Source organism: Micromonospora sp. NPDC005413 (genome assembly GCF_040606435.1).
Lineage (GTDB): Bacteria > Actinomycetota > Actinomycetes > Mycobacteriales > Micromonosporaceae > Micromonospora.
In genome coordinates this window covers 516,047-539,778 of the sequence record NZ_JBEXEV010000001.1, presented here as the reverse complement: position 1 = coordinate 539,778, position 23,732 = coordinate 516,047, and the positions used below count along the sequence as shown (strand labels likewise).

At 69.1% G+C, this 23,732-nt stretch carries 18 protein-coding genes; 9 read left to right on the top strand and 9 right to left on the bottom strand.

Annotated features, from left to right (window positions below; genetic code table 11):
• Positions 1-38 precede the first annotated feature (38 nt).
• Positions 39-377, bottom strand: coding sequence for a hypothetical protein (locus ABZS37_RS02105; RefSeq protein ID WP_355164952.1), 339 nt, complete (start codon positions 375-377; stop codon positions 39-41).
• 46 nt (positions 378-423) lie between these two features.
• Here ABZS37_RS02105 and ABZS37_RS02100 point away from each other — a divergent pair, with 46 nt between their 5' ends.
• Positions 424-771, top strand: a complete 348-nt coding sequence (locus ABZS37_RS02100; RefSeq protein WP_355164951.1) for a hypothetical protein — start codon at positions 424-426, stop codon at positions 769-771.
• Between the two features lie 102 nt (positions 772-873).
• Here ABZS37_RS02100 and ABZS37_RS02095 read toward each other — a convergent pair whose 3' ends face one another.
• Entirely contained in the window at positions 874-1,587 is a 714-nt protein-coding gene (locus ABZS37_RS02095; RefSeq protein ID WP_355164950.1) for a GAF and ANTAR domain-containing protein, read from the bottom strand.
• A gap of 316 nt (positions 1,588-1,903) precedes the next feature.
• On the opposite strand from ABZS37_RS02095, the gene ABZS37_RS02090 reads away from it, so the two are divergent.
• On the top strand, positions 1,904-2,536 hold the full coding sequence (locus tag ABZS37_RS02090) for a DUF6518 family protein (RefSeq protein WP_355164949.1): 633 nt from the start codon (positions 1,904-1,906) through the stop codon (positions 2,534-2,536).
• 71 nt (positions 2,537-2,607) lie between these two features.
• Positions 2,608-3,318: a DNA alkylation repair protein gene (locus tag ABZS37_RS02085; RefSeq protein ID WP_355164948.1), complete on the top strand. Its 711-nt coding sequence runs from the start codon at positions 2,608-2,610 to the stop codon at positions 3,316-3,318.
• Here ABZS37_RS02085 and ABZS37_RS02080 read toward each other — a convergent pair.
• A complete protein-coding gene (locus tag ABZS37_RS02080) occupies positions 3,315-4,313 on the bottom strand; it encodes an IS481 family transposase (protein WP_355164947.1) in 999 nt (332 codons plus the stop codon). The genes ABZS37_RS02085 and ABZS37_RS02080 overlap by 4 nt on opposite strands.
• Before the next feature lie 238 nt (positions 4,314-4,551).
• Between ABZS37_RS02080 and ABZS37_RS02075 the strand changes: the two genes are divergently transcribed.
• On the top strand, positions 4,552-5,043 hold the full coding sequence (locus tag ABZS37_RS02075; protein ID WP_355164946.1) for a MarR family transcriptional regulator: 492 nt from the start codon (positions 4,552-4,554) through the stop codon (positions 5,041-5,043).
• A gap of 107 nt (positions 5,044-5,150) precedes the next feature.
• Positions 5,151-5,867 (top strand): hypothetical protein, encoded by a 717-nt coding sequence (locus tag ABZS37_RS02070; RefSeq protein WP_355164945.1) that lies wholly within the window; start codon positions 5,151-5,153, stop codon positions 5,865-5,867.
• Here ABZS37_RS02070 and ABZS37_RS02065 read toward each other — a convergent pair.
• Positions 5,850-9,443, bottom strand: a complete 3,594-nt coding sequence (locus tag ABZS37_RS02065; protein ID WP_355164944.1) for a protein kinase — start codon at positions 9,441-9,443, stop codon at positions 5,850-5,852. The genes ABZS37_RS02070 and ABZS37_RS02065 overlap by 18 nt on opposite strands.
• Positions 9,444-9,539: 96 nt before the next feature.
• Between ABZS37_RS02065 and ABZS37_RS02060 the strand changes: the two genes are divergently transcribed.
• Both ABZS37_RS02060 and ABZS37_RS02055 read left to right on the top strand, forming a co-directional pair.
• Positions 9,540-10,226: an SAVMC3_10250 family protein gene (locus tag ABZS37_RS02060; protein WP_355164943.1), complete on the top strand. Its 687-nt coding sequence runs from the start codon at positions 9,540-9,542 to the stop codon at positions 10,224-10,226.
• Positions 10,227-10,252: 26 nt separating this feature from the next.
• Complete coding sequence (locus tag ABZS37_RS02055) at positions 10,253-11,509, top strand: FHA domain-containing serine/threonine-protein kinase (RefSeq protein ID WP_355164942.1); 1,257 nt, start codon at positions 10,253-10,255, stop codon at positions 11,507-11,509.
• An 84-nt stretch (positions 11,510-11,593) separates the two neighbouring features.
• Here ABZS37_RS02055 and ABZS37_RS02050 read toward each other — a convergent pair whose 3' ends face one another.
• The 3 genes from ABZS37_RS02050 to ABZS37_RS02040 all read right to left on the bottom strand — a co-directional run bounded on the left by ABZS37_RS02050 (position 11,594) and on the right by ABZS37_RS02040 (position 16,155).
• A complete protein-coding gene (locus ABZS37_RS02050) occupies positions 11,594-13,321 on the bottom strand; it encodes an IlvD/Edd family dehydratase (protein ID WP_355164941.1) in 1,728 nt (575 codons plus the stop codon).
• Between the two features lie 111 nt (positions 13,322-13,432).
• Positions 13,433-14,950 carry an aldehyde dehydrogenase (NADP(+)) gene (locus ABZS37_RS02045; protein WP_355164940.1) on the bottom strand — a complete coding sequence of 506 codons (1,518 nt, stop codon included), beginning with the start codon at positions 14,948-14,950 and terminating at the stop codon, positions 13,433-13,435.
• Entirely contained in the window at positions 14,947-16,155 is a 1,209-nt protein-coding gene (locus ABZS37_RS02040; protein WP_355164939.1) for a fumarylacetoacetate hydrolase family protein, read from the bottom strand. The genes ABZS37_RS02045 and ABZS37_RS02040 overlap by 4 nt, the downstream gene beginning before the upstream one ends.
• Before the next feature lie 94 nt (positions 16,156-16,249).
• Here ABZS37_RS02040 and ABZS37_RS02035 point away from each other — a divergent pair, with 94 nt between their 5' ends.
• Both ABZS37_RS02035 and ABZS37_RS02030 read left to right on the top strand, forming a co-directional pair.
• Positions 16,250-17,161, top strand: a complete 912-nt coding sequence (locus tag ABZS37_RS02035; protein WP_355164938.1) for an IclR family transcriptional regulator — start codon at positions 16,250-16,252, stop codon at positions 17,159-17,161.
• Positions 17,162-17,278: 117 nt separating this feature from the next.
• Positions 17,279-18,733: an alkaline phosphatase PhoX gene (locus ABZS37_RS02030; RefSeq protein ID WP_355164937.1), complete on the top strand. Its 1,455-nt coding sequence runs from the start codon at positions 17,279-17,281 to the stop codon at positions 18,731-18,733.
• A gap of 167 nt (positions 18,734-18,900) precedes the next feature.
• On the opposite strand, the gene ABZS37_RS02025 is transcribed toward ABZS37_RS02030, so the two are convergent.
• Positions 18,901-22,212 (bottom strand): discoidin domain-containing protein, encoded by a 3,312-nt coding sequence (locus tag ABZS37_RS02025; protein WP_355164936.1) that lies wholly within the window; start codon positions 22,210-22,212, stop codon positions 18,901-18,903.
• Between the two features lie 40 nt (positions 22,213-22,252).
• Positions 22,253-23,725: a glycoside hydrolase family 43 protein gene (locus ABZS37_RS02020; RefSeq protein WP_355164935.1), complete on the bottom strand. Its 1,473-nt coding sequence runs from the start codon at positions 23,723-23,725 to the stop codon at positions 22,253-22,255.
• Positions 23,726-23,732 lie beyond the last annotated feature (7 nt).

Sequence of the window (23,732 nt, the reverse complement as noted above, 5' to 3'; positions counted from 1 at the left end):
GCGGCGAGCGTATCCGCCACCGCTCCGGTAACGAACCCCTAGATGGACTTGTGCAGCACGTCGATGGCGAGTTCCCGGTGTGGCCAGGTCTGCGGGGGTGCCCCCACACCGGTGGCGTTTTCCAGGATCTGATCGCTGGTCAACCGCAGCACCGTGAACATTCCCGAAGCCAGTGGGCCCCGCAGGCCGGCCTGCGCCATCACGCTCCGCAGCACGCCGACCAACGCGCCCTGACCATAGTGCATCGTCAGGTTCTGCCACCGCGGCTGTCGCTGCGGGGATTCCGACAGGCCAACCAGCCGTGCCAGAACGCGGGCCGGCACGTAGGAGTCGGGGCGACCTGTCACCCGCTGCTCCACCTTCTCCGCAGCCGTCATCGCCACCGCCCCCACTCGGACGCTGCCTGGCGGGGGTGGTGACGCCATGGTCGACGACCGGCTCGACGAGGAGCGGCAAGCGAAGGAGACGCTGCAGACCTTGATCGCTGGCGGGGTGGACGCCGACGGCTTCGACACAGGCATCATCCTGCTGCGCGACGCCGTGCTCATCCACGCCCGTTACGAGGAGCGCTACGAATTCCCCCAGCTTCGCCAGCACGTCCCGGCGGGCCGGCTGCGCAGCCTCGCCACAGCCGTCCGGGCGGCGGAAGCGTCCGCGCCAACTCGGCCGCATCCCAGCGCCCAGTCGGCGAAGGGCAACCTGGCCGTCGGTCCCGCGCTGGCGGTCATCGACCGGGTACGCGACTCGATCCGGAAGCCCTCGGCCAACTGACCCGAGGCGGTCGGGCAGTGGCGTCATCGTCTGCGCGACTTGCCGAAGGGCCGCCCGCACGCGGGCGGCCCTTCGGCCGAGCAGTGTTCACCTGCGAGACACTCACACCCGGGTTCGCCGAACTGCCTGGGCGACGAGGGCCTCAGCGACCTCGCGCACCTTCCGGTTGGTGTCCTGAGAGATCTTCGACAGCAGCGCGAAGGCCTCCTCCGGCGAGCATCGTCGGTCACCCATGATGATCCCCTTGGCCTGCTCGATCACCGCCCGATTCCGCATTGCCTCCTGCATCTGCTCCGCCAGCGTGGCGGCGTTGTCGTACAGGTGCGCGTTGGCCAGTGCCACTGCCGCGTACGCGGCGAAGCCCTCCGCGCTGGCGATCGACGACGGGTTGAATGCGTGTGCCGAGTCGCCGTAGACGTTGAGCGCACTCACCACCGACCCCTGGATCGGGAGCCCGATCGACAGGGAACTTCCCACCCCGGCCGCCCGAGCCCTCGCCGCCCATGCGGGCCAACGCTGCTCGGCAGCCATGTCCGGCACCGAGATCGTGTCACCGCTAGCGGAGGCATCGAGGCACGGACCCCGGTGCTGCTCGTACTGCCGCTCGTCCAACTCACGGGCCAGGTTGCCGGTGAACGCCGCGGTCCAACCGGCCTGGCGCCGGACCAGAATGACCGATACCTCCCTGGTCCCGGGGACGCTCCGGCTGGCAAGTTCGGCGATCCGGAGCAGCATGTCGTCAAGGCTGATCTCGTCGAGTCTGACCCGGCCCAGCTCGGCCAACGCAGCGGCGGGATCCACAGTCGGCTGCATCATCGCAGTCCATCCTTCTCGATCGGCGTACACCGGCATTTGTGGTTCATGGTTTGCCGGTCACGCCATCAGGTGCCCGGCGGCATCTTGCCGGGGCGGCCGTTGAATTCTGTCCTTACCCGTGACTTACCCAGTCACCCGCCGGCTCACTGCAGGGTGGACTGCCTTTTTCCCGATCAGCCCGAGCAGGTCCGGGGCCGCGAGTGACAGGGCCGGGCCGCGACGGCGGGCGGCACAGCCACCAGCTTCCTCGGCGGCGCGAAGTGGCACGACTTCTTCGGTCCACCCGCTCACGTACGGGTCGAGCACAATGATCGTCATGCGGAAGCAGGATCGGGTGCGGTGGGTGGCAATCGGACCGATCGTGGGGACCGCCCTGGGTGCCGTCGACTCGGCCGTGAACCATGTGCCGATCTGGCTTGGCGAAGTCGGCACGGCGCGGGCCGACCGGAGTGCCTGGTCACAGGTCGCGGAATTCGCCAGCCTCGTCCTCGACGCCGGATGGGCATGGGCCGCGGTGGCTGTCCTTGCGGGCTGGCTGGTAAGCCGGCGCGTCAGGCCCGCTGCGGGAATGGTGCGCGGCGCGGCCGCCGGTGCGCTCACGTTGGTGTTCGCCACCACCGCGTACTACGGCATGGACGTGATCTTCGACGGCGGCGCATGGTGGGGCATGGCAACCCGGTACTGGCTGATCGGCAGCGTGGTGCTCGGCCCTGTGCTCGGGGTAGCCGGCACGTTGATCCGGCGCTCCGGCCCCGCCGGGGTAATCGCCACCCTGCTGGTGCCTGCCGGCGCCGCACTGCAGATGGTGGTTCTGCCTCCGCCGGCGGAAAGCCTGATGGCTCAGCCGGTGCGCCTGACGGTGTGGGTTGCCGCGGTGGCAGCCACGGTGCTGGTCAGCTGGGCCAGGGGTCGTCGGCGGCCACTGGTGCCTTCAGCCATGCCGAGCTGACGTGAGAGTGGCCGGTTCGCTGTGGAACAACAGCACCGTAGGGACTGGCGGTAGCGGTAGCTTGGACGGTCATGGCCACTATCGCCGATGTGCGTCACGAACTCGCCAGCCTTGCCGACCCGCGTCGAGCCGAGGCGTCGAGCCGGTTTCTGCAGATGACTCCCGGCGGTTACGGCGAGGGTGACAGGGCCATTGGGGTCTCCGTGCCGGAACAGCGCAGGGTGGCCGCCCGGTACTGGCGCGAGCTTTCCCTGGCCGAAACAACGAAGCTGCTCAGCAGCGGCGTGCACGAGGAGAGACTGACGTCGCTGTTCATCCTGGTGCGAAAGTTCGCCACGGGAGACGAGGACGAACGGGCCCGGATTTTCAGCATCACCCTGGCCAACACCGGGCGCATCAACAACTGGGATCTGGTGGACTCGTCCGCGCCGTACATCGTCGGCCCCTGGCTGATGGACAAGGACCGGAGCGTCCTGGATCGGTTGGCCGGGTCGAACCTGGTGTGGGACCGGCGCATCGCCATCATGGCGACCTTCGCCTTCATCAAGGCCGGCGACTTCCAGTGGACCTTCCGAATCAGTGAGCGACTGCTGCGCGACCCGCACGACCTTGTTCGAAAGGCGGTGGGCTGGATGCTGCGCGAGGTGGGCAACCGTGACAGAGCGGCGGAGGAGGAGTTCCTGGCCCGCCGCTACCGGGTCATGCCACGGGTCATGCTGCGGTACGCGATCGAGAAGTTCGAATCGCAGCGACGTCGGGAGTACCTGTCCGGCGTGGTCTAGATGTGCTGTCCAGGGAGGTTGGTCAACCTGGTGATGGGGGGTAGGCCGCCGGTGGCGGTGTGGGGTCGGTGGTGATTGTAGTGATGCAGGAAGGCCGGTAAGGCTTTCCTGCGGGCTTGTTCGGAGTTGTAGAACCGGGCGATGGCCCAGCCGTCGGTCAGGGTGCGGTGGAACCGTTCGACCTTGCCGTTGGTCTGGGGCCGGTAGGGGCGGGTCTTCTTCACGGTGATGTTCAGTTCGTGGCAGGCGTCGCGCCAGGCATGCGACTTGTAGGCCGAGCCGTTGTCGGACAGGACGCGTTCGACCGTGACGCCGCGGGCGGCGAACCAGCCAACCGCGTTGCGTAATACCTCGATAGCCGTGGCGGCTTTCTCGTCGTCACGGATCTCGGCGTACGCGACCCGGGAGTGATCATCGATGACGGTGTGCACGAACGCGGTGCCTATCTGAGGTTCGTAGACGCTGTTGCGTGCCCCGGTGCGCCCAGCGGTGGCCTGGCGGTTGCGCTTACCTTGCTGGCGGCCGACGAAACGCCAGCCGCCGCCGTCGGGGATGTTGCCGTACTTGGTGACATCCACGTGCAGCATCGCGCCCGGATGCGGGTGCTCATAGCGGCGGACCGGTTCCCCGGTGATCCGGTCGATGTGTGACAGCCGATGCAGCCGGCAGCGGGTCAGCACCGCGTGCACGGTTGAGGCCGGCATGCCCAGAAGCCCGCCGATCTGCACGGGTCCGAGACGTTGTTTCCACCGCAAGTGCACAATCTTGCGCACCACCGGCCCTGTCGTCTTCGTGGGGCTGTGATGCGGCCGCGACGCACGATCCTGCATGCCCTCGACACCCTGCTGCCGATATCGCTGAGCCCAGCGGTCCGCGGTGCGCCAGGACACCTCGAAACGACGCGCCGCCGCAGAGACCGACCAACGCTCATCCACGATCAGACGCGCCAGACGCAGACGCGCGCGAGGAGTCAAAGCAGCGTTAGCGTGGGACATGAAGGCCTCCTGGTTGGCGGAGCGGTTCCTCGACAGCTCCACTCCACAACCGGAGGCCTTCACCTACCTACGACATCAGATCGCGTCGTCACACAACCTCGACCAACCTCCCTGGACAGCACATCTAGACCGAGCGATCCGCGCACTGACTCAACCCCGGCCGTACGACCATCACCGACCCAGCTCAGCGATTAGCCATAAGATGCTTGCCATTAAGTAACTCATGGCAGGAGAGAGAGTGAAATCGACCGGCGACGGGGTGGACGTGATCGTGGGCCAGTGGGCGGTCGAGCGGCCCGACCTGGAGACCCTCCCGATGGAGGTCTTCGGCCGGATCTACCGGATCTCCCGGCTGATGGGCGACCGGGTCGAGCGCGTGTACGCGCCGTTCGGCATCGGGCGCGGTGAGTTCGACGTGCTCGCCACCCTGCGCCGGTCCGGCGAGCCGTACACACTGTCGCCGAGCCAGCTGGCGGCGACCCTCATGCTCACCACCGGCGGCATGACCGGCCGACTCGACAAGCTGGAACGGGCCGAGTTGGTGCAGCGCATTCCCGACCCGACGGATCGTCGTGCGCTGCGGGCCCAGTTGACCGACAAAGGCCGGCAGGTAGTGGACGAGGCGCTCACCGCCGGGCTCGCCGAGCAGGCGGCGGCACTGAACCAGCTCCCGGCCGCGCAGCGCAAGCAACTGGCCGGCCTGCTCCGTACGCTGCTCGCCGCCTGCTGAGCCGCGCCGGCCCCTACGGAGATCGAGGTCGGCCGCAGGGCATCCACTGTGGAAGACTGGCATTGTCGCGAGATGAGGCCTGTCCCGCGCAGAGCGGAGGGTGGATGATGACCACCGTTCCGGAACCGTCGGCACTGATCGGCGCGGCTGTCCGCGTCATGAGAGATCTGGCGATACATCCGCTGACCCTTGAGATCGACGGCGACGGAGCGCGCGTCCTGGCCGCTATGCGCGCCGAGGCGCTGCGGACGCGCAGCCGGGGCCCGTACAGCCAGGACGACCTGCCGCCCGAGGCCATGGCGATGGTCGACTGGATCGGCCTGCGGTTCTCCGTCACATCCGAGCCGGTGAACGTGACCATCGAGGGCGGCGGGCCGTGGCCTCGCCTGCTCGTGGAGCTGCCCGCCAGGCGGGTGGTCGTGCGTTACGTGGTGCCGGAGGACGCCCCACCCGGATATCAGCCGGAGTCGAACAACGTCGGGCTGGCCGGCGATGTCACCATCGCACTGGAATACGTTGCCAAATCCCTGCGCGCCCTGGGCGGGCGGCTGCGTGGTGAGCCGCCGATCACGCTGACGCTGACCTATCCGGACGATCCGGATTACGAGCGGAACGTCGCCCAGGTGCCGGAGGAGTTCCGGCATCTCATCTCGCCGGTCCTGGCCGACATCACGGTCGAGCGGAGTCGGTTCTCCCGGAAGCAGCGTGCCGTCCACGACGAGGCGCTGCGCGCGGCGGCGTACACCGATCAGCCGTTGGAGCCATGGGGGCGCGGCGGGCTCACCACTCGGATCGGATCGGCACGCCTACGGCTCAGCTCGTGACACCGTGAAGTCGTAGTCCCAATCCAGCTCCCACAGCCGGATCGCCGGTCGGCTGTCCACCGACACCAGGTTTCGGCCGTCGGCGGTGAAGACCACGGACGAGACGGGCTCCGGGTGACCCTCGCACGTGTGTACGCAGCGGCCCGTCCGTACGTCCCAGATGCGCAGCGCCCGGTCCCGGTCGGCCGTCACCACGTAACGCCCGTCCGGGCTCACGTCGAACACGTCGGTGTCGGACGCGAGGTCGCACAGCACCCCGCCCCTCGCCACGTCCCACACCGACGTCACCCGCCCGTGCGTCTCGCTGTACGCGGAGACGAGCCCGACGCGGCCGTCCCTGCTCAGGGCCATGGCGTCGCCCCAGCTCTCCTTGGCGTACAACTGCCGGCCGGTGAGCACGTCCCAGGCGGTCAACTGCCCCGGCGTGTTGACCAGTAGCCGCCGGCTGTCGGGGGTGAAGCGCAGCGGCACCGTCCCGAATCCGGTGGGAATCGTGAGCAGCGGGCTGCCAGTGCCCGTTCGCCAGAGGCGGCACGTCCGGTCCTCGACGCCGGCGGAAACGGCGTAGCGACCGTCGTCGCTGAGGCGTACCGATCCGACCGGTCCCTGATGCGCCACCATCGTGCGGACCAGGTGGGCCGGCCGTAGGCGCCACAGGCACAGTGCACCGTCGGCGTCGCCGACGATCGCGTACTGGCCCGCGCGATCCATGGCGACCGCCCTGACCGCACCGTGATCGCCGTGCAGCACCGCCCGCCTCGTCCCCGCCTCCAGATCCCACAGGTGCGCGGGGCCACCCCAGTCGGCGGTGACCGCGAGGTGCGCATCCGCGGAGAGCTCGATGGTGTGCGGCTTGCCCACTCGCTCCGGGAACGTGTGCAGCTGCTGCCCGGTCTGCAACTCCCACACCCGCACCCGTCCGTCGACGCCACCCGTCACCGCCAGCTCGCCGTCGACGCTCAGTGCCGGGCTCAGCCCTGGCACGAAGGTGAACGTGCCGCCACGCAGTTCGTACCGTTGCCAGATGCCCAGCAGGTCGGTCCGCTCCCCCGCCGTCCGGCCCAGTCGCTCCCACAGCTCACGCAGCTCCGGATGACGCTCGAACCCGACGACGTCACGGGCGGTACGCAGTTCCTCGGCAGCCCTGGCCGTCATGCCCCGCTCGGCGAGATCGGCCGCGCGCCCGATCCGTTCCCGGACCTGCGCCTCGGTCGACAGCAGCGTTCTGACCGCCAGCGGCCGCTCGTAGCTCCACGGCGCCCGGAACTCAGGTCGCGGCAGCCGGTAGAGGTGCAGGCCGCCATACCCGTCGCCGACGACGGCCGCGCTGCCGTCCGCGCTGATCGCCACGCAGGTGAGCGAGACGAGGCCGGACAACTCCGGTGGCAGCCCGTCGGAGCGGGGAACGATGGTCCGCAGGCAGCGGCCGGAACTCGTCTCCCAGATCCGTACCGGTTTGTCGAGGCCGCTGGTTCCGATCGAGACGGCCCGGCCGGCGTCGCCGCTGAGCGCGATCGTGGAGTAGCGGTTCAGGTTGTTCGGCACCGGCTCCCGCAGCCGGTTGGGCCTGGTCTCCCAGAGGTGTGTCACGCGTGTCTGGTGACCGATCAGGAGGGCGTACGTGCCGGACGGGCTCAACGCCACCTGGTCGACGCCGGTCATCCGCATGTCCGCGGACTTGAGCAGCCAGTGCATCCGGCGGCCGCCCCGGACGTCCCAGACCACCACACTGCCGTCCTCGGGCGCGGCCGACACCGCGACCGCGCCGTCCTCGCTCAAGCCCAGCACCGTAACGGGTGCGGGGCTTTCATGGATCTTCGGCAGTACGCGACCCGTTCCCGGATCGACCTTCTGGTACGTGTGGGGCGGGTGGTCGAGTTTGCGCCGCACGCGCCCGCGGGTCGTGTCCCACACCTCGATCCGTCCGTTGTCGTACCCGATCGCGGCGGCACCCGAGCTGCTCAGCGCGAGCGCGGTCACGGTCGACCGCTGGCTGTTCAATGCCCGTACGAGGACGGCCTGCCTCAGATCCCACAGCTCGACCCGACCCTCGGGCCGTGCGACGAGCGCGGTACGACCGTCCCGGGCGATCGCGAGGGCCGTGACAGCTGCCGCCGTGGTGTCATCAGCCGTCAGCTCGCGTTCGCAGCGGCCGTCGCTCAGGGACCAGATCCGGATGCACCCGTCCCCGCCCCCAGTGATCGCCACGCGACCGCTCTCGTCGATGGCGACGGCGGTCACGGCACCGGGTTGGCCGGGCAGGCGCTCGGGTTCCGGCACCGTCGCGCGGCGCGCCAGAGCGCTGGCCGCGGCATCCACGTCGGGGCTTGCCGGAGCGGGGGCCAACAGCTCGCGGGCGGCTTCGTCATCTCCCCGTTCGGCGTGCACGAAACCCAACAGGTGATCGGCCTGCCAGCGTTCCCCCGCGATCACCTGCGTGGTTCGCAACTCGGCCAGGACCTGTTCGTCGGTGATCGTCCCGCGTCGCCACCGGTACAACGCCCAGTTGTAGACGGCGGAGGGGTGGTGCGGGTCGATGTCGATGGCGCTACGCCACAGCCGTTCCGATTCCTCCGTGCGGGCGAGGTCGAGGAGGGAGAGCGCCTGGTTGGAGAGGCTGCCGGCGAGCAGGCTCGCCGCCTGTGGCGGCACTCGGGGGTACGGTGCGCCGACGCTGTCGGCGTATGTCTCGGCGACTGCCGTGGCCAGTTCGGCGAGGCTGTGCGGCCGCGTCGCCGGGTTGACGTCGAAACACCGCCACAGCAGGTCGGCGAGCCCCGGCGGCATCGGCTGGGCGCCCGGCCAGGTCTGCCCCGCCGCGAGGAAGTCGGCAAAAGCCTCCCGCGCCGTCTGGCCGTAGCGGCAGGGCCGGCGACCGGCGAACATTTCGAGTACGCAGAGAGCCCACGACCACACGTCCGTGGCCCGGGTGAGCGTGACCTGCCCGCCAGCGGCGGCCTCGGCCTGCTCGGGCGAGCAGTAGGCCGGGGTCATTCCACCGAAACTGGCCCCCAGACTGGCTTGCGCCACCGTGTTGGCGCTCTCGTCGGCCGCGGCCCGGGCACCTGCCAACCCGAAGTCGGTGACCTTCGCGGTCCAGTCACCGTCGAGGTCCACCATGATGTTCGCGGGTTTGATGTCCTGATGAACGAGGCCCTGCTGGTGGGCGTGATCGATGCCCCACGCGGACTGCACGGCGAGGTCGAGCGCACGGGCGAGGAAACCGCCGCCGAGGTCGTCCGGATCTCCGTGCAGCCGCCCGGCCCGTACGACCTGCTCCAGTGACCCACCGGCAATCCATTCGGCGAACACACAGGGAAGCCCGTCGACACGGCGCACGTACGCGCAGCTGACCACGTGGGGGTGTAGTCCGAGCCCGACCCAGGTGCCCGCCTCGGTCTCGAAGCGGCCGCGCTTCACCTCGGAGGCCAGTTGTTCGGGGCGCGGCACCTTGATGGCGAGGTCGGTGCCCCAGCCGCGGTGTCGGACCCGGTAGACCAGGCCCATGCCGCCTTCGAGGGGCTGGTCGAGCACCTCGTACAGGTCCAGAATCAGATCCCCGGGACGCCACGGCATAGCGGAAGCCTGGCACCCCGACAGCGCGCGGGACAACTGCCGGTCGATGGCGGACGGTAATCTCGGGTGGCGGACCGGGCCGGTGAGGGAGTGACAGTGAGCTTTCGTTACTACCTTTACATCAGCGACGCCAAGGTCGACATGCTGCTGTCACAGATCGACCCGGGTTATCACCGCAAACGATCCGCCGAGTTCAGCGTGAACCTCACGTTCGTCGGCGCGAAGCACACCGTCGAAAGCCCTGCCGCGGATCAGGTGGCCCGGCTGGAACGGGTGACGCGCTATCTGGACGACCACGCCGACGTCGGAGACGTGGACGCGCCCGGGCAGTTCTTCCGCGGGCTGCTGCCGATGCAGTGGGGAATCGTCCCGACCACGAACGAACGTGCGCTGGTCTACTTCGGCGGCCGCACCGAGGACACGATCATCGGCCTCGGCGGGTCACCGTTTCACGTCATCGGCGCGTCTCCGCCGGACCCGGCCTCGCACGCGTTCGGCGGATCGTCCACGATGCCCGCTCTGCTCGACGGGCTCGTCGAAGGCGACGACACCGACCTGGACCCGGGCGTGCTAAACGACGGCATCACGGGCGCGGACGCCGCTGACGCGCAGGCGTTGGCCTCGGTGCACCGGGCCGGCACCCGTCTCCGAGGGCCTGTGCAGAACGTCGAGTTCCTCGCCAAGCGACTGCTGTCCGGGCCCAGCCCGTACCCCGAGCTCGACGGCCGACCCGGCATGACCGTGCTGCTGGGCAGCCCGCTGTACGTGGCGCTGGTCGACTGACAGTGCAGGCTTGCCCACCCGTCACGGTGACCGTTCAGGTTGGGTCCACCACCGACGCGCACGTGTTCGTCGACCGCACGACCGTCGTGGTGGGGCGTGCCCCCGGCTGCGGGATCCGCGTCGACGACGAGCGGCGACGGATCTCCCGCTACCACTGCCTGCTCGACATCAACCCGCCGACGGTACGGGTGCGGGACCTCGGCAGCCGTAACGGCACCTACGTCAACGGTCACCCGATCGACGGCGAGCAGGATCTGTCGCATGGCGACGAGGTCCGCATCGGGCGCGCGAGGCTGCGAGTCACCGTCCCCGACAACCGGACGCCCACAGCCGCCGCACCGACCGGTCCGGATCCGGGTCGAGCCCTGCCGGCGCTGCTGGCCGCCGCGGCGGACGGCTCCCCCGGTCTCGACGACTTCACCGACCACCGAGTGCTCCACGAGATCGGCCGGGGCGGCCAGAGCGTGGTCTACCTGGCCCGCCATGAGCCGTCCGGCCGGATCGTCGCGCTGAAGACCCTTCTTGCCGACCGGGCCGTGGATCCGGCCGCCCGCGACGGCTTCCTGCGGGAGTTCGCCTGCACCAGAGGGCTGCGGCACCCGAATGTCGTTGCCCTGCACAGCGGCGGCTCGGCAGGGACAGCGTTCTTCTTCACCTGCGAATACTGCCCGGGCGGCAGCGTGGCCGAGCTCGTCGCCCGGCGGGGTGGCCGTCTCACGGTCGACGAGGCCGTACCGATCGCGCTCGACGCCCTGGCCGGCCTGGCCTACGCCCATCGGGCGGAGCTTCCGGTCATGCTGGCCGACAGCCGGACCGAGGTGGCCCGTGGCCTGGTGCACCGGGACATCACGCCACAGAACCTCCTCCTCACCGCCGGGCCCCACGGTGAGACCGTCACCAAGGTCGCGGACTTCGGGCTTGCCAAGGCATTCGACCAGGCGGGCCTGTCCGGACACACCAGGACCGGCGCCATCGGCGGAAGCATCGCCTTCCAGGCCCGCGCCCAACTGATCGACTACAAGTACGCCCGGCCAGAAGTCGATCTCTGGGCGGTCACCGCCTGCCTCTACTGGATGCTGACGGGGATGACACCCCGGGACTTTCCCTCCGGAACCGACCCGATCGCGGTGGTCCTGCGTACGCGGCCGGTGCCCGTGCGGCAGCGCCTCGGGTCCCTCCCGCCGCGGCTGGCCGGCGTGATCGACGAGATGCTCGTCGACAACCCTCGCGTCCCCGCGACAACGGCGGCCGAACTGGCCGACGCTCTACGGCAGGCCCTCTGACGGAAACCCAGCGCGGCTGGTGGGCGCACGGGACGCGAGGTTGAAGACTCGGCACACCGTTGGGCCTCGTCCGTTCCGTGGTGGTCAGTGTGAATGACGGGGCACGTCGCTGCCGCTGCCACCGACAAGGAAGTCGAGGTCCGCGCCCCTGTCGGCCTGCAGGACGTGCTCGCTGTACAACCGGGCCCAACCCCGATCGGCCGCCAGCGGTGGTGGCTGCCAGACGGAACGGCGTTCTGCGAGTTCCGCGTCGTCGACCAGGAGGTCCAGGCGCCGCGTCGAAACGTCGACACGGACCAGGTCGCCGGTGCGCACCAGCGCGAGAGGGCCGCCGACGGACGCCTCCGGGGCCACGTGCAGGACGCAGGTGCCATAGCCGGTGCCGCTCATGCGGGCGTCGGAGATCCGGACCATGTCCGTGATGCCGTCGGCGAGCAGCCGCCGTGGCATGGGCACGTTACCCACCTCCGGGAAGCCGGGGTAGCCGCGTGGTCCGGCGTTTCGTACCACGATCACGGTCTCGGGGGTGACATCGAGGTCCGGGTCGTCGGAGGCGACCACGTAGTCCTCGATCCGGTCGAAGACGAGCGCCGGCCCGGTGTGCGTGAGCAGGTGGGCGGAGGCGGCGGAGACCTTCAGAACGGCCCCGGACGGTGCGAGCGACCCGCGCAGCACCACGGTGCCCGAGCCGGCGGGCTGGAATGGCTCCGCCAGGGTGCCGATGACCTGCCGGTTCCAGCACTGGACACCGTTGATGTTGTCGGCCACGCTCGTCCCGCTGACGGTGACGTGGTCCAGGTGCAGCAGCGGGGCGATCTCGCTCATCACCACCGGAACTCCGCCCGCGTAGGCGAAATCCTCCATCAGGTACGCCCCGGACGGCATCAAATTGACAATCATGGGCACGTCGGCGGTGAGTGTGTCGAAGTCCTCCAGTGACAGGGGGACGCCGAGGCGTCCGGCAATCGCCAGCAGGTGTACGACGGCATTGGTGGAACCGCCGATCGCGGCGTTGACCCGGATGGCGTTCTCGAACGCGTGGCGGGTGAGCACCGTGGACAGCCGTTGGTCCTCTTCGACCATGGCGACGATCCGACGCCCGGCGGCCTGCGCGAGCGCGTACCTCCGCGAGTCGACCGCCGGCACGGCGGCGGCCCCGGGCAGTTGCACGCCCAGCGCCTCGGTCACGCAGGCCATCGTGGAGGCGGTACCCATGGTCATGCAGTGGCCGCGGCTGCGCGACATGCCGACCTCTGCCTCGGCGCAGTCGGCCGCGGTCATCCGGCCGGCCCGCATCTCCTCGGTGAAGCGCCAGACGACGGTGCCCGAGCCGATGTCCTGGCCACGGAACTTGCCGTTCAGCATCGGGCCGCCGGTGATCATCAGAGTCGGCAGGTCGACGCTCGCCGCACCCATCAGCAGGCCGGGAGTGGTCTTGTCACAGCCGGAGAGCAGGACCACCCCGTCGAGCGGGTTGGCTCGGACCAGCTCCTCCAGCTCCATCGCCAGCAGGTTGCGGTAGAGCATGGTCGTGGGTCGCATGAGGGGCTCGCCCAGGCTCATCGCGGGGAACTCCAGCGGCAGGCCGCCGCTCTCCCACACGCCCCGCTTCACCGATTCGGCCAGGTCGCGCAGGTGGGCGTTGCAGGGTGTCAGCTCCGACCAGGTGGTGGCGATGCCGATCACCGGGCGACCGTCGAAGACGTCGTCCGCGAAACCCTGGTTGCGCATCCAGGACCGATGGATGAAGCCGTTGCGGCCTTCCGCACCGAACCACTGCCCGCTGCGCAGCGGTCGATTCGTCGTCGACATCAGCACACCTCTCTGTCATCCGTCCGGCCGCGGGGTGCGCGGCGATCAATGGGCGCGTGGTGAATTGGGCTGGTGGCACGAGCAAGCCCAGGATGATGAGGCTCCACAGGGCTATTCCACCCCTGATTCCAGCCTCCCGTCGACTCGTCGTGGAATGGCGGTGAACTCGTCTCGCAATTCCTCGGGAAGAATCCATTCCGGGGCGTTCTGCCACGCGAGCGGGCGAAGGAATCGCCGGATCGACGTGGCGCCCACCGAGGTGTGCACGGCGTTGGTCGAGGGCCAGGGCCCACCGTGGTGCTGAGCCCACGACACGCGGACACCTGTGGGATAGCCGTCGAAGACGATGCGACCCGAGCGAGCGGCGAGCACGTCGACCAGCCGGCCCACGACGCCGGCATCGTCACCCGGTCCGCGATGGACGGAGCCGGTCAGCGACGGTGGGACGGTCGCCAGCACGGCGTCGAGTTCGGCGACGTCGCGATACCGGACCACGACCATGATCGGGCCGAAACACTCGTCGGCGATCTCGGCGGTCAGGCCCGCCAGACCAACCTCCAGGAGCGTCGGCGCGACGGTGAAGCCCACGCCAGGGTCGACCTGAGGCCGCGCCGCGACGTGAGCGCCGGCCCGCTCAAGGCCCTTGGCCCCGTTCTCGTACGCGTCCCGGATGCGCTCGTTCAGCAGGACCGTGCCGCCCGAGGCCGCGACCCTCCCCCGCACCGTGTCGAGCAGGTGCTCACCAGCTGGATCCGACGGGATGAACGCCAGACCGGGCTTGGTGCACAGCTGACCGCCCGAGCCTGTGAAGGAGGCGAACAACCCTTCGGCGATCTGGTCTCCCCGGTCGGCGGCCGCGCCGGGCAGGACGACGATCGGGTTGACGCTGCTCAGCTCGGCGTAGAACGGAATGGGATCCGGTCGTTCGTCGATGGCCGCCTGGATGGCACGGGCGGCGCCGACGGAGCCGGTCAGGGCGGCCGCGCGAATCGCGGGGTGGCCCACCAGTGAGCGGCCGGCCTGCTCCCCGTACACGGTGGCGATCACGCCCTCGGGCCCGCCCAGGTCGCGGATGGCCGACTCGATCGCCTCGGCGGAGGCGTGCGATGTCAGCGGGTGCGACGGGTGGGCCTTCAGGACGGTGGGACAACCCGCGGCGAGCGCGGCGGCGGTGTCGCCCCCGGCGACCGAGAAGGCGAACGGGAAGTTGCTGGCTCCGAAGACGGCAACCGGCCCGAGAGGTACGAGCATCCGCCGCAGGTCCGGGCCGGGTCCGAGCGGTGTGTCGGCGGCATGGTCGATGGCTGCCTCGACGTACCCTCCGTCGCGCAGCACGTCGCCGAACATCCGGAACTGGAGCGCCGCCCGCGTGAGTTCCTGGTCGAGTCGCGCGTGGCTCAGCCCGGTCTCCGCCTCCGCGGTCGCGACCAGGTCCACGCGACGGGACTCCAGGGACGCGGCGATCGCGTCCAGCAGCTCCGCTCTGCCGAGTCGCCCCAGGCCGGACAGCCACTGCACGGCCCGGGTCGCCTGGCCGGCGATCACCTCCAGCCGGGACTCGTCCGTCTCGGTGAGATCCGTCGCGCGACGTCGGCCATCGCGCGGATCGACCGTGCCGACCACGTTCACAGCAGTCCTCTCTTCCCCAGATTCGCCATGAGATCCCGGACGCCGAACGTCCATGGCTCGCACCTCTCCGCGTGCCGCACCCGATTGACCAGGGTGCCGAGCGCCGGGCAGCTGATCCGTACCACGTCGTCGACCTTGTGGGTGAAGCCCTCACCGGGGCGGTCCCGATCCTGAATGGGCGCGAACATCGTGCCGAGCATCAGGACGGCGCCGTCGGGATAGTGGTGGTGTGGGCCGATCAACTGCCGCACCAGCGCCACCGGGTCGCGCGACATCCGTGTCATCTCCGAGACCGCCTCCAGTTGGAAGCCGTCCACACCGCGGACGTCCAGACGCACCTCGAGCTCGCGCACCTGCTCCAGGCCGAACCGCTCGTCGAAGAGCCGGATCAGGGGACCGAGGGCGCACGAGGCGTTGTTGTCCTTCGCCAAAGGGAGCAGGAGCGCCGAGCGGCCCTCGACATCCCGCAGGTTCACGTCGTTGCCGAGGGTGGCGCCGACGATCCGGCCGCTGGACTGGACGACGAGCGTGACCTCGGGTTCCGGGTTGTTCCAGGTCGACGCGGCGAGCACGCCGACGGGAACGGCGGTGCCGACGGCGGAGAGGATCTGACCCTTGGTGAAGATCTCGGCGTCCGGCCCGATCCCCACCTCCAGGTACTGACTCCAGATCCCCTCGCCGACCAGCAGGTTCTTGAGCCGCTCCGCCTCCGCCGAGCCCGGCGTCAGGCTGTCCAGGTCGGCGCCGATGTCGGCGGACATACGGTGTCGGATGTCCGCCGCCACCGCCAGGTCTCCCCGTGCCCGCTCCTCGATGACGCGTTCGATCAACGAGACCGGGAAGGTCACGCCGGCGGCCTTGAGCGCCTGGAGGTCGACCGGGGCGAGCAACCAGGGCCGGGTGCGATCAGGAGACGCGGCACCCGTGTTGGCCAGGATCTCCCCGAAGTCGCCCAACCGCGGCCCGTCGAGCCCGGCCACCGTCGCTGCCGGATCCGGCAGCTCACAGGTGTCCCGGACGGTCGCAAACCGGTGGCTGATGTCGATGACCTCGCCGTCCCGGACGATCACGGGTGAGGGGCCGTCGGCGGCCGGGTCCCAGACCCGGCCGATGAGGACGCTGCGGTCGTCGTCCGGCAGCGCCTCAGCGGCGGACCCGAACCAGTCCGCAGCAACGGCCAGCCCTCGGGGCTGTGGGACCGTCATGAACCGCTCCCCAGGTTGAAGAAGGGCCGCTCGTCCGAGGACGGATGTCGTAGACGGCGTCCCGGAACATCCGGAGCGGATGCGGTGTGAACGGGTGCTGCTCGATCGCATCGAGATTCACCTCGATGAAATTGCAACGATCGTAGCGTCATGTGCAACGGTGTCAAGGGATGGTTGCGCATCGCAGGCACTACATTGCATATTACGCAACGGCAGCGACGGGGTCCCCCGTCACGCGAGGGGAGACAGAACCTTGGCGCAATCGATTCGCCGCGCGATCGACCTCATCCGTCGATCGGCGGAGCACCCGCTGTCGCTCACGGACGCAGCGGAGGTGCTCGGCGTCCACAAGTCCACGGCTCTGCGGATCCTGCAGACACTGGAGGCCGCCCGCTTCGTGCGCCGGACCGGCGCGGGCACCTATGTACTCGGCAGCGGGGTGATCGAGCTGTCCGAGCTTGCGCTCGGCTCGATGGACCTGCGCCAGTTCGCCGCCGCACACCTACGTGCGCTGCAACGGGAGACCGGCCACACCGTGCACCTGGCGCAGCTGACCGGCGATGAGATCATCTACATCGACAAGGTCGACAGTCAGGCGTTCGACTCGGTAAAGCTGCCATCCCGGGTAGGGCGCGCAGTGTCGATCTACGCGAGCGCCGTGGGCAAGACCATCCTGGCTTACCTACCCTCGCAGGAACGCGACCGTCTTCTCTCCCACGTCGTCTTCGAACGGTTCACCGACACCACCTTCGCCGACCGCGACTCCCTCGAAGCAGAACTCGCTCGCATTCCCGAACAAGGCTGGGCCGCGGACAACGGGGAGCACGACGCCTACGTGATGTGCATCGCCGCACCGATCAGAGATTCGCGAGGGCTGGTCATCGCCGCCGCCTCGATCACGGCGATCGAGGTCATCGCAAGCCTCGACCAGCTGAAGAGCAACCTCTCACTCCTGATGGAGACTGCGAACCGGATCTCGTACGAGCTCGGCTTCGCCGATGCGTGAGTCACCCTGATTCTTCACTCCGATGTCATCAGTCGCTCCCATAGGTGACGTGTCGGTGTCTGCCCGCCGGAGTTGGCTGTCAGTCGTCGCGCTTGCCTTGATCAGGAGCTGATCCACGTGCCTTCCTCTCGTCGTACCTTCCTCGCTGGCGGCGCCGCCGCTGGCGTGGGCCTCGCCGTCGCCGGCGGCCTGCCGTCCCTGGCTCAGGCCAATCCGAGCCGGCCGCACCCGCCGGTCAAGGCCGGCCACATGCCCTTCCCGCCGCTCGTGGACGACCCCCACGGTGTCCTGGCCCTGCCCGAGGGCTTCCGCTACACCGTGGTCACCCGGACCGGCGTCACCCGCCTCGACCGCGGCCAGGGCATGACCCCGTCCGACCACGACGGCATGGCTGTCTACGACGGCGGCCACGGCCGGTACATCCTGATCCAGAACCACGAGAACGACCCGGGCGCCGAATTCGGCGTACCGCACGTCAAGGGCACGGTCTACGACTCGGGCGCCGTCGACGCCGGCGGTTGCACCGTGATCACCACTGACCGAGCGGGCCGGAACCTGGGTGAGTTCGTCGCCCTCTCCGGCACCGTCGCCAACTGCGCCGGCGGGCCTACCCCCTGGGGGACCTGGCTGACCTGCGAGGAGACCGAGGACCGCGCCGGCGACAAGTGGGAGGAGGACGGCCGGTCCGGCGTCTTCCAGAAGGATCACGGCTACGTCTTCGAGGCTCGGGCCGACGGCGGCGCGGACCCCACCCCGATCAAGTGCCTGGGCCGCTACTCCCACGAGGCCCTGGCGATCGACAAGGACCGCACCAGGATCTACCTCTCCGAGGACGCCGACGAGCCCAACGGCCTCTTCTACCGCTGGGCGGCGCCACGCGGCGTCAAGCTGGGCCCCGGCGTGCTCACCCGCCTCGCACCGAACGCCGGCGTGCTCGCCGCGATGCAGATCATCATGGACGACGGCTCGGTGCTGCCGGACGTGGCCTACCTGACCTCCGCCCAGCTGGGCCGGCCCTTCCCCGTACGGTGGATCGAGGTGCCTGACCGCGACGCGCGGAACAAGCCCGTGCGCGAGCAGTTCACCGATGGCCAGGTCACCCGCGGGCGCAAGTTCGAGGGCGTGTGGGGCACCGACGAGGGCGTGTACGTGGTCAACTCCTACGCCTGGGACGACGGTGACCTGCCGGCGGACGCGGCTCCGCACGACGGCATGGTCTGGTTCTACAACGACAAGGCCCAGACCATCCAGCTGGTGACGTACTTCCCGCACCAGACCGCCTCGGAGGAGGGGACGCCGGTCAGGTACAACGATCTCACCTTCGACGGCCCGGACAACGTGACCGTCACCCCGTGGGGAAGCCTCGTGCTCGCCGAGGACGGCTCGGGCGCCTCCCACGTGCTCAGCACGGTCCCGGGCGGCCCGACGTACGCGATTGCCCGCAATCAGCTCAACGACTCAGAGTTCTGCGGGCCGACCTTTACGGCCGACGGCAAGGTGCTCTTCGTCAACATGCAGGACCCCGGCCTCACCCTGGCCATCACCGGCCCGTGGGAGAAGTACCTGGGCTGACAGACCGTTGGGGGGCAGGCGATCCGCCTGCCCCCCACCGCATCTACGACGCCAGGTTCGGCCGACGCCCTCGCGGTCCGGCGCGGACGCCCCGAGGCCTTGACCAGGGCACCCAGCGCGGATGGCCGGCGGCGTACTCGTCGGCGCCGGCCACCCGCGTCATCACGTCAGCCGAACGCCTTCACCTCCAGCAGTCCGACCGAACCCGTGCCACTCTGCAGCACCACCCGCAGACGGGTCGTGCTCAGGCTCGGGAAGGTGACCTGGTTGTACTGGTTGAGCACGGTCGGGTAGCCGCTGACGCCGGGCACGTCGGCGTACGCGCTGCCGGTCCAGTACTGCAGTTTCCAGGAGGCGGGCAGACGCACCCCGCCGTTGTCGTCGAAGAAGTAGACCTGCGCCGATCTGATGGATTGCGCCGCTGGCCAGGTCAACAATGCCCACTGCTCACCGACGTTGGGCCAGGTGCCCCACCGGGGATTCACGGTGTCGTTCGACGACGGCGGCTCAGCGCCGTCGTTGATCGCCGCGACGCTCTCCCAGGCGGAGGTGTACGAGGCGGTCGGTGCCGCCGCAGCGGCCAGGTTGCCGCCCGGATCGGGATCAGGATCCGGATCGGGGTTGGTGCCACCCCGGTTGTAGACCTTGATCTCGGTCAGGCCAGTCTTGTACCCGGCGGCGTGGGTGAACTGCACCCGCAGCCGTTGGGTATTGACCGCGGTGAACCGGACCCGGTTGTAGTTGGCTTGGGCGACGCCGGGCGTCTTGACCTGGGCGGCGGCGTTCACCCAGGTGCTGCCGTTCCAGTACTGCACGGTGTAGGACGCCGGCGCCCGGTACCGGTTGGTGGCACGGTCGTTGCGGAAGTAGATCCGCGCCTCGTCCACCGCCCGGGACTGGCCAAAGTTGATTTCGTACCAGTCGGAGCTGTTCGGTGAGCCGTAGCTGCCCCAGAGGGGCTCGTTGATCGGGAAACCGTCCAGCGCCGCACCGGTGGAGGTGCCGGCGGCGGTGTACGAGGCGGTCCCGGTCGCGCCCTGGGCCAGGTTGGGGATGGTCGCGGTGAGATCGGCGCCCGCCTTGGCGAACATGTCCACCATGCGGGCGCTGTTCTGGTTCACCTGCTGTGGCAGTTGCAGGCCGGGCACCGCGGCGCTGTAGGTGACCGTGCCCGCGCCGCCCGGGAACGTGACCGCGCCGGTCGCCGGGTTGTAGAGCACCCGGGTCAGCCGGTCGACGGTGAAGGCCCGGGTGCCGTTGAGGTAGACCGAGTAGCCCTGCGGGATGCCGGCGTAGCGGGTCACCCCGTCGGCCGGGTCGTCCCAGACGACGCTCAGGTCGGCGTTGCGGTAACGCAGGTTGTTGACCGCGAAGTGGGTCCAGCCGATGTTGATCGGGGACAACTCGATCTGCGCATCGGTACGCGGGCGCAGGCCGGCGACATCCTCGACCACCGTCCAGTTGCTGCTGCCCAGGATGTTGTGGTGGATCCAGGACCGGTAGTCGATGCTGCGGCTGCCGGAGTTCCAGTCAGCCCAGAACTCGTTCGCGTCCGGCCACTGGGTGTTGCCCCCGATGTACTGGGCCCAGGCGTTCCAGTAGAGCAGCTTCTTGTAGTCCTCCGCCGACATCCACTGGTTGGGGTAGTTGCGCAGCACCGAGGAGTAGAGCCGGAACTGCACGGTGGAGTTGATGGTCGAGAAGTTGTTGCTGCCGGGTTGCCCGGCGGCGGCCGCCGCCGCCTTGTCCCGCTGGTTCGCGGTGAAGAACGGGAAGATCGGATACTCGGCCGGGTCGTCGTAGAGCCGCAGCGCCTCCCGGTACTGGGCCGTGTTCGGCATCAGACCAACGGAGTACGGGTAGTAGTTGTTGATTTCCTTCCACGGCACGTGCGTGTTGGTGGCGACGTGTTTGTGCTCCAGCAGCTGCCGGCTCGGGTTCCAGAGCACGTTGATGACGCCGTTACGGACCCGGTCGGCGAGGGCCTGCATCTCGTTCGCCTTCGCCGTGTTACCCAGCAACGTGTACGCCTGCACGGCCGCCATCGCGCCGCTGTAGACGTACGCGGACTCGGCCCGGTCGAGGTTGCCGGCACGCCAGTGGAACGACACCGCGTCGGCGTCGTTGCCGGTCATCGCGCCCCAGTCGTACTCGATGAGACCGTTGTTGTTGGTGTCGTAGGTCGCCAACTGCCCCTTGACGTCACCCTCGGCATAGCGGGCCAGGTTGCCGGCGATGGCCGGCTGCCCGCCGTGGATCTGGTACGACCGCCAGGCGGCCTCGGCGATGTACTGGCTGTAACTGTTGGACCAGTTCTCCGGGTCACCGGGGTTGTCCATGAACCGGCCGTTGCGCGACGACTGCCCGACCGACAACCACGGCCCGTACGAGTAGATCGGGTTGCGCAGGTATTTCAGGTCGTCGATGTGCATCGGCTGGGTCAGCGCGATCGCGTTGTTGTAGCCGGTGACCCCCTCGATCGACACCGGGAACTGGTAGTCCTGCCCGGGGATGTCGACGTCGAGGTAGTTGTACCGCATCAGCCACCAGCGGTAGTAGATGTTCTTCTTGATCGCCGGGTCGGGCACGTCGATGTAGGGGATGTTCTCCGCCCACCACCGGTTGTAGTCCCGCACGTGGGTGGCGAACGCGGTCGCCGGGGCGTACCCCCGGTAGGTGTTGTACTCGGTCAGCGACTCGGGGATCTCGTTCGTCACGAAACCCATCACCACCTTGGTGGTGACGCTCTGCCCGGCGGCGAGGGTCACCGACCGGTTCAGCCCACCGCTGCTGACGGTGAACCCGTCCCCGGCCAATCGCGGGTAGATGGTGGTGAGGTTGTTCTTCACCTGCCGGCTGCCGGTCAACTCGCTCCCGCTGCCGGTGGTGGCGTACGGCGAGGTTGCCCGCAGTTGCAGGGTCGAGCTGGCCGAGCCGTTGTTGACGAGCGTCAGGTTGGTCACCGCGACGTTGTTGTGGGTGATGAACTTCGACATCTCCACCCGGATCGAACCGCTGGTGAAGACCCCCTTCCAGTGGCTCGGCGACTGCCACCGGCCACTCACCTGCTCAGCGAAGGTGCCCGGCGTGATGGCGACCGAGTAGGCGTTCTGGCTGCTGATGTTGTCCCAGTAGGCGACCTGGCCGCCGAAGCCGATCACCGACGGGGTGTGCGTGGTCATGAACAGTCCCCGGCCCCGGGTCATCAACCAGGTGCCGGCCGGGTCGTTGCCGGGGCGCGCGAGCAGCCGGTCCATCCAGAAGTCGGTGCCGCCGGCCTCGGCGTCGTAGATGGACTGCATGGTGTTGCCGGTGCTGTAGCCGACCGGCGGCGCGGGGATCGCCGGGCCCGAGAAGGTGGGATAGCCGATGGTCTGCGCGGCCACCGCCGGGGTCGCGGGAACGGTGAGCAGCGTGGCGACGAGGACGGTGGTGACGGCGAACGCCAGCGGTGTGCGGTGCTTGGGGACGGGTGACACTTCGACACCTCCAGAGGGCGGAAGGGACGGGGGTGGCTGGCTACGCCTGGAAGGCCATCCACTCGAGGACTCCGGTGGACAGCCCGGTCTTGGAGGTGATGGACAGCCGCAGCCGGGTCGTGCTGACCGAGCTGAACGTGGTGACGTTGTACGCGTCCCCGGCGACCGGGCAGCCGGACTGGTTCGGCACGTTGACGTACGCGCTGCCGTTCCAGTACTGCACCTGGCAGGAGGCGGGCAGGTCGATGCCCTGGTTGTCGTCGAACCAGTAGGTGGCGGTCCGATTCACCGTCCGGGCCGACGGCCACTGGTATTCGATCCACTGGGTGCCCTGCTGCGGCCAGTTGCCGTACGCCAGGTTGCTCCGATCCTGGGAGTTTGCCGGCACGCCGCCGTTGTTGATCGCGGCGAGGCTCTCCCAGGTGGACACGTACGACGTGGAGCGGGTCGCGGACGGTGCGAGGTTGGTCCCGGCCGGCGGCTGGCCGGGGTTCGTGGGCGGCGGGGTGGTCGGATTGCCGCCACCGGGGTTCGGTGGTGGGCCGGTGGTGGTCTGGACCACCTGCTGGATGGTTCCGTCGGCGTTGAAGGACAACCGGTCCACCGCGACCGAGCGGCGGAAGTTACCGCCGCCGGGGGCGTTGGCGTTGTGGTAGACGATGTACCACTGGCCGTTGAACTGGACGATTCCGGCGTGGTTGGTGGTGGAGGAGACCTGGCCGAGCACGATGCCCCGGTGCGTCCACGGACCCATCGGGTTGGTCGCGGTGGCGTAGCGCTGGCAGGCGTAGCTCGACGAGGTGACGCAGCCGCCGGTGTCGTTGGCCGCGTACATCATGTAGTAGAGGCCGTTGCGCTTGAACATCCACGGCGCCTCCCAGTAGTTGGTGAGGCCGGCCGGGGTGACCACGGGTCCGTCCAGCTCGATCATGTTTGGCTTGAGCCGGGCGGCCCGTGCTCCCCAGTAACCGCCCCAGTAGATGTACGCCTGGCCGTCGTCGTCGACGAAGACCGTCGGGTCGATGTTGAGCCCGGACGAGTTGGCGGTGCTGTCGCTGATCAGCGGGCCGCCCTTGGCGTCGGTGAACGGGCCGAGCGGGCTGTCGCCGACCGCGACCCCGATGTCCATCCAGCCGGGCCCGTTGCCGTTGATCGAGGTGTACCAGTAGTACCTGCCGTTGCGCGGCTCGACCTCGCCGGCCCAGGCGTCGGCGCCGGCCCAGCCGAACGTGCCGATGTTCGCTCGTACGCCGTTGTCGGTCCAGGTGGCGGCGTCGGTCGAGGAGAGCACCCGCCACTCGCGCATGACGAAGTTGTTGTTGCCGGCCGCCGCCTCGTCCCGGCCGGCGTAGATGTACATGGTGTTGCCGACGACGAGCGGGGCCGGGTCGGCGGTGTAGATGTTGGTGATGATCGGGTTGGCCGCGTGGGCGTCGGGGGTCAACGCGACCCCGGTCAGCACGGTGGTGACGGTCGCCGCGGCTGCGGCGGCAAACCAGCGTCTTCTGGACATCGATCCT